Genomic DNA, 5,997 nt, shown 5'->3' with positions numbered 1-5,997 from the left:
CTTAACCCCCGACGCCGTGGCCCATCAACGCCAGCGCGTGGCTGACGATGGTCTGGCGGTTGACCGCCTGTAAACGCGGATCGCTGTGGATGCGCGAAAACGGCACCAGCACCAGGCTAATCACCGTGGTAAACAGCAGCTCCGGCGCCAGCGCCGGGTTAATTTTCCCCTCCTGCTGCCAGCGACGCACCGTCCCCAGCATCACCTGAAAAAGCNCCTCGCCGAAGCGGGCATCCATATGCTGGCGCAGAATCGGCATTTCGCCGATGATCTCCTGCATCCACAGCGGCGCGAACCAGGCGTTTTTCTCCGCCATATGCGCCAGCGTCTCGACCATCATCGTCAGCGCCAGTACCGGGTCCTGTGGATGATCGACAAAGATGCGGCTGATGTGATTGCGCAGCGGCATAAAGCGCTCCTCAATCAGCTGAGTCACCAGCGCATCCCGCGAGCTGAAGTAGTAATGCAGCATCGCCGGCGTCACCCCGGCCTCTTTGGCGATGGCGTTCAACGATACGCGGCCCGCCCCGTCGCGGGCAAACAGCGTCAGGGCGATGTCCATCAACTGTTCGCGGTTGGCGGTACCCGGTTTTTTACCGCGCGGCCGACCCGGGCGGCGGGGAGTATCCTGATCCTTTTGTGCTGTCATGATATGGCGATCTCTTGACCCGACTCATTCTTTCACTAAATATTAATTATGCATTTAATTAATTTCAAGCGAGCGTTGTAATGACTACTCAAGTCGCTAACCCACCGGTGCAGTCGATACGCCTGCTGTTCAGCGCATTGCTGCTGGTGATGCTGCTTTCAGCGCTGGATCAGACCATTGTCTCCACCGCGCTGCCGACGATTGTCGGCGAACTGGGCGGGCTGGACAAGCTTTCCTGGGTGGTCACCGCCTATATCCTCAGCTCCACCATCGCGGTGCCGCTGTACGGTAAATTTGGCGATCTGTTCGGCCGCAAAATCGTGCTGCAGGTGGCGATTGGGCTGTTTCTCGTCGGCTCCGCGCTCTGCGGGCTGGCGCAGAATATGACCCAACTGGTGCTGATGCGCGGCCTGCAGGGGCTCGGCGGCGGCGGCCTGATGGTGATCAGCATGGCGGCGGTCGCCGACGTCATCCCGCCCGCCAACCGCGGCCGCTATCAGGGGCTGTTCGGCGGCGTTTTCGGCCTGGCGACGGTGATCGGCCCGCTGATCGGCGGTTTTCTGGTGCAGCACGCCTCCTGGCGCTGGATCTTCTATATCAACCTGCCGCTCGGCCTGTTCGCGCTGCTGGTGATCGGCGCGGTATTCCACAGCAGCAATAAACGCAGCCAGCATCAGATTGACTGGCTGGGGGCGATTTATCTCAGCATGGCGCTGCTGTGCATCATCCTGTTTACCTCGGAAGGGGGCAGCGTCCATGCGTGGAATGACCCGCAGCTGTGGTGCATTCTGGCCTTCGGCATCGTGGGGATCATCGGCTTTATTTACGAAGAACGGATGGCCGCCGAGCCGATTATTCCGCTGGCGCTGTTCCGCAACCGCAGCTTCCTGCTGTGCAGCCTGATCGGCTTCGTCATCGGCATGTCGCTGTTCGGGTCAGTCACCTTCCTGCCGCTCTATCTGCAGGTGGTGAAGGAGGCGACGCCCACCGAAGCCGGGCTGCAGCTGATCCCTCTGATGGGCGGCCTGCTGCTGACCTCGATTATCAGCGGGCGGATTATCAGCCGTACCGGTAAATATCGCCTGTTTCCGATCCTCGGCACCCTGCTCGGCGTGACCGGCATGGTACTGCTGACCCGCATCACCATTCACTCGCCGCTGTGGCAGCTGTACCTGTTTACCGGCGTGCTGGGAGCGGGTCTGGGGCTGGTGATGCAGGTGCTGGTCCTGGCGGTGCAGAATGCGATGCCGGCGCAGATGTACGGCGTCGCCACCTCCGGCGTGACCCTGTTCCGCTCGATTGGCGGCTCCATCGGCGTGGCGCTGTTTGGCGCGGTGTTCACGCACGTGCTGCAGAGCAACCTGCAACAACTGCTGCCGGAAGGCGCGGTGCTGCCGCCGGGAATGAATCCGGTGGCGGTCCAGCACCTGCCCGCGGATATCCGCCTCGACTACCTCGACGCCTTCGGCGCGGCGATCCACGCGGCGTTTCTGATGGCGGCCGGCATTATGGCGGTGGCGTTTGTCCTCTCATGGCTGTTAAAGGAGGCGCCGCTGAAGACCGCGACGCATTAAGCGGCCCCGGCGATGCGCAGCAGTGCCTGACGCAGCGCCGGTGCGGCAAAATCGATAAATTTGCGCAGCTTAAGCGGCGCCAGATCCCGAGCGGTATACAGCAAATGGACCGGCGCCGGATCCGGCTCGACGTTTTCCAGCAGCAGACGGAGCTCCCCGTGGCGCAGGCCATCCAGCGCCTGATAATGCAGTAAGCGGGCCACCCCCACCCCCAGCCGCGCGGCATCGGCGGCGCTCTCTGGCGTGGTGACGGATAGCACCGGCGGCAGGTTAATCAGCTGGTCCTCGCGCTCAGCGGCGCGAAAGCGCCAGCCGCGATAGGGCATCGGCGATTCAATGCGGATGATCGGCAGCGCCGCCAGATCGCGCGGCCGCTGCGGCTCGCCGTATTTCGCCAGCAGCGCCGGATGGGCGCAGGCCACAATCCGCATGGTGCCGAGGCGGGTGGCCACCATGCTGCTGTCCGCCAGGTCGCCAATCCGCACCGCCAGATCGACATGGTCGCTCACCAGGTCGGCATTGCGATCGCTGAGCAGCAAACGGACGCGAATTAGCGGGTAGCGGGCGATAAATTCACTGATTACCGGAAGAACGTGCTGGCGTCCAAACATCGTCGGCGCGGAGATCACCAGCTCACCCTTTGGCTCCTGATATTCGCCCGTCGCCTGGCGTTCGGCGTTTTCCACCTCCTCAAGGATCCGCCGCGCGGCGGCGACATAATCGCCCCCGGCGTCGGTGAGCGTCAGTTTGCGGGTGGTTCGCGCCAGCAGGCGTACGCCCAGCGCGCTCTCCAGTTCGCCAATATGGCGGCTGACGGTGGTCAACGGCATATTCAGCGCCCGCGCCGCCGCCGACATGCTCCCCAGCTCGGTCACTTTCACCAGCAGCGCCATCGCGCTTAATCGATCCATTATTCTCCCGTTTTGCGGAAAGATGATTGCCACTTTACCCGTATTATCATTCTTCACAGTACAGTCCATGATGGCGTCAGACAACAGGAGGCGCTATGGCAGCAACCTTTCTCGATATCGCTATCACCCCGGACGTGATGGATGTGCAGCATGAAATGGGCAGCGACTCGCTGTGGCAAACGCCGCGCAGTCGCCGCCAGGCCGACCGCTTCGGCGACAGCGAAGCGGGGATGATCGCCACCCGCGACAGCTTTTATCTGGCGACGGTGTCGCAGAGCGGCTGGCCCTACATGCAGCATCGCGGCGGCCCGCCGGGGTTTCTGCATCTGCTGGATGACACCACCCTGGCGATGGCCGATTTCGGCGGTAACCGCCAGTACATTACTACCGGCAATCTGCGCGGCAGCGACCGGGCCTGCCTGTTTTTGATGGATTATCCGCGCCGTGCCAGGCTGAAAATCTACGCCACCGTCGAGGTCCTGGCGGCAGAGGACCACCCGCAGCTGCTGGCGCAGGTGGCGCCGGCCAACTATCGCGCCCGCATTGAACGTCTGTTTCTTTTTCATTTGCAGGCGTTTGACTGGAACTGCCCGCAGCACATTACGCCGCGCTACAGCGCGCAGCAGGTGGCGGAGTACAGCCAGAACCTGCAGCAACGTATTCATGACCTGGAGCAGGAGAATCAGCGCCTGCAGCAGCAATTAGCCCGTATAGGAGAGTAAGCATGACCGAACAACGTCCCCCGTTACCGCCGTTTACCCGCGACAGCGCTATCCAGAAGGTCCGCGCCGCGGAAGATGGCTGGAACAGCCGCGATGCGGAAAAAGTCGCCCTGGCCTACACCGTGGATAGCGAATGGCGCAACCGCAGCGAATTTGTCCACGGTCGGGGGCAAATTGTTGAGTTCCTGCAGCGAAAATGGCGCAAGGAGCAGCAATACCGGCTGATTAAGGAGCTGTGGGCATGGCAGGAGAATCGCATTGCCGTGCGCTTCGCCTATGAGTGGTGCGACGACAGCGGCAACTGGTTTCGCTCGTATGGCAATGAGAACTGGGAGTTTGATAAGCATGGACTGATGCAGACGCGCTACGCCTGCATCAACGATCTGCCAATTAGCGAAAGCGAGCGCCTGTTCCACTGGCCGCAGGGGCGCCGCCCGGACGATCATCCGGGGCTCAGCGATCTGGGGCTGTAAAACCGGCGCTGCGCGACGGATTAATCGGCTTTCGGGAAGTCGACTACCGTGTCGTTAACCCGGTTCACCATGTTGGTGAACAGGATGGCGCTGATGGCGCTGATAATCTCAATCACCTGCTGGTCGCTAAAACCGGCGTTGCGCAGCGCGGCGACGTCGGCTTCCGGCAGCGTACCGGTGGTGGTCACCAGGGTCTGCGCGAATTTCACCAGCGCATCAAGCTGCGTCTCTTCCGCATACTCCCCGCGGCGCAGGGCGTGGATCTGCTCGCTGCTGAAGCCAGCTTTTTTCGCCATCAGGGTGTGCGCGGCCAGGCAGTAGTCACAGCCGGTGGCTTCGCTGACCGACAGATTAATCGCTTCCAGCTGCTGGGCGCTGAGGCTGCCTTTATGGAGCATCGCATTGTGCGCCAGCGCCTGCTGCAGCGCCGCCGGCGAGTGGCCGCCGATGGTGAGATAGGCGTTCGGCACTTTGCCCATCGCTTTTTTAATCCCGGCGAAAATATCGGCGGCTTTGCCGGTGGCGTCTTGTTCACGGATATCTGCTAAACGGCTCATGGTTAACTCCTGTTGTTATCGAGGGTGTGTTGGCAATGGGGTCATCTTAGGCGCTTGCCGCATGCTAGACTGGCGGTCTTCGTCTCACCTTTTTGTCTTATCGTCTCAGGAGAAGCATGGACAGTCTCAGTCATCTGCTGGCGCTGCTGGCGCCGCGCTGCGAAGTGAACCTGCACTGTCGCTTCGGCGGCCGCTGGCAGGCCGGGCACCAGCAAATGCGCAGCGGCGTGGTGCCCTGGCACGTGGTGCTGCGCGGCGAGGGGCGGCTCAACGTCGGCGGCCAGACCCATCACCTGCGCGCGGGAGATGTCGTCCTCCTGCCCCACGGTTCGCCGCACCTGATGGAGAGCCTGGTGGAGTGGGGCCAGGTGCTGCCGGTGGCGCACCGGTTTAACGGCACGGTGACGGAAATGCGCGCCGGCCCGGCGGAGGGGGCGCTGGAGATGCTGTGCGGCGAATTCTATTTTGGTCCGCACGTCAGCTGGCTGTTCAGTGAAGCATCGACGCTGATCCATCTCCATACCGATGCGCGTGAAGACTGCCCGGAGCTGGACGCGCTGCTTAATATACTGGTGCGCGAGAGCCTGGCGCAGCGTCCCGGCGGCAGCGCTATCGTGCGCAGCCTCGGCGATACGCTGCTGGTGCTCCTGCTGCGCATGCTGCTTGGCGAGCAGCAGCCGCCCGGCGGACTGCTGCGTCTGATGAGCGATGAACGCCTGATGCCGGCGGTGCTGGCGGTGATGGCGACCCCGGAGCAACCGTGGACGCTGGAGAGTATGGCCGCCCGCGCGTTTTTATCACGGGCCACCTTTGCCCGTCATTTTGCCCGCGTCTATCACCTGACGCCGCAGGCGTGGCTGTCGCAGTTGCGAATGGCGCTGGCCGCCCGGCTGCTGCGCCTGGAGCGTCAGACCAACCTCGAGGTCATTGCCGAACGCTGCGGCTTTCAGTCGCTGGCGTCCTTCTCGAAGCGCTTCAAAATGCGCTATGGCGTGACGCCGGGCGAGTGGCGACGGGGCTAGCGCCTCGCGTTTCGCGAAGATGATTTTATTTCCAGTTGCGTGGTTTGCTGTTTATTACCCGACCCGAAAGTCGCTATAGTTTTGCACGA

At 62.4% G+C, this 5,997-nt stretch carries 7 protein-coding genes; 4 read left to right on the top strand and 3 right to left on the bottom strand.

Annotated elements, in window-relative coordinates:
- Position 1: 1 nt before the first annotated feature.
- Entirely contained in the window at positions 2–649 is a 648-nt protein-coding gene (locus VZP09_RS20255) for a TetR/AcrR family transcriptional regulator (RefSeq protein ID WP_328795371.1), read from the bottom strand.
- Between the two features lie 80 nt (positions 650–729).
- Between VZP09_RS20255 and VZP09_RS20250 the strand changes: the two genes are divergently transcribed.
- Positions 730–2,223 (top strand): MDR family MFS transporter, encoded by a 1,494-nt coding sequence (locus tag VZP09_RS20250; RefSeq protein ID WP_017880064.1) that lies wholly within the window; start codon positions 730–732, stop codon positions 2,221–2,223.
- Here VZP09_RS20250 and VZP09_RS20245 read toward each other — a convergent pair.
- Entirely contained in the window at positions 2,220–3,191 is a 972-nt protein-coding gene (locus tag VZP09_RS20245) for a LysR family transcriptional regulator (RefSeq protein WP_072196386.1), read from the bottom strand. The genes VZP09_RS20250 and VZP09_RS20245 overlap by 4 nt on opposite strands.
- 38 nt (positions 3,192–3,229) lie before the next feature.
- On the opposite strand from VZP09_RS20245, the gene VZP09_RS20240 reads away from it, so the two are divergent.
- On the top strand, positions 3,230–3,856 hold the full coding sequence (locus tag VZP09_RS20240; protein WP_032415822.1) for a pyridoxamine 5'-phosphate oxidase family protein: 627 nt from the start codon (positions 3,230–3,232) through the stop codon (positions 3,854–3,856).
- A gap of 2 nt (positions 3,857–3,858) precedes the next feature.
- Positions 3,859–4,329 carry a nuclear transport factor 2 family protein gene (locus tag VZP09_RS20235; protein WP_002923016.1) on the top strand — a complete coding sequence of 157 codons (471 nt, stop codon included), beginning with the start codon at positions 3,859–3,861 and terminating at the stop codon, positions 4,327–4,329.
- Between the two features lie 20 nt (positions 4,330–4,349).
- Here VZP09_RS20235 and VZP09_RS20230 read toward each other — a convergent pair whose 3' ends face one another.
- The gene (locus VZP09_RS20230) at positions 4,350–4,886 is read right to left on the bottom strand and encodes a carboxymuconolactone decarboxylase family protein (RefSeq protein WP_004151510.1); all 537 of its coding nucleotides are present in this window, start codon (positions 4,884–4,886) and stop codon (positions 4,350–4,352) included.
- Between the two features lie 116 nt (positions 4,887–5,002).
- Between VZP09_RS20230 and VZP09_RS20225 the strand changes: the two genes are divergently transcribed.
- A complete protein-coding gene (locus tag VZP09_RS20225; protein ID WP_004150236.1) occupies positions 5,003–5,908 on the top strand; it encodes an AraC family transcriptional regulator in 906 nt (301 codons plus the stop codon).
- Positions 5,909–5,997: the final 89 nt, after the last annotated feature.

The organism is Klebsiella sp. EMBS2024 (assembly GCF_036233805.1).
In the GTDB taxonomy this organism is placed as follows: domain Bacteria; phylum Pseudomonadota; class Gammaproteobacteria; order Enterobacterales; family Enterobacteriaceae; genus Klebsiella; species Klebsiella pneumoniae.
Note: the sequence above shows the minus strand (reverse complement) of the source record. Positions and strands in the feature narration are given on the sequence as shown.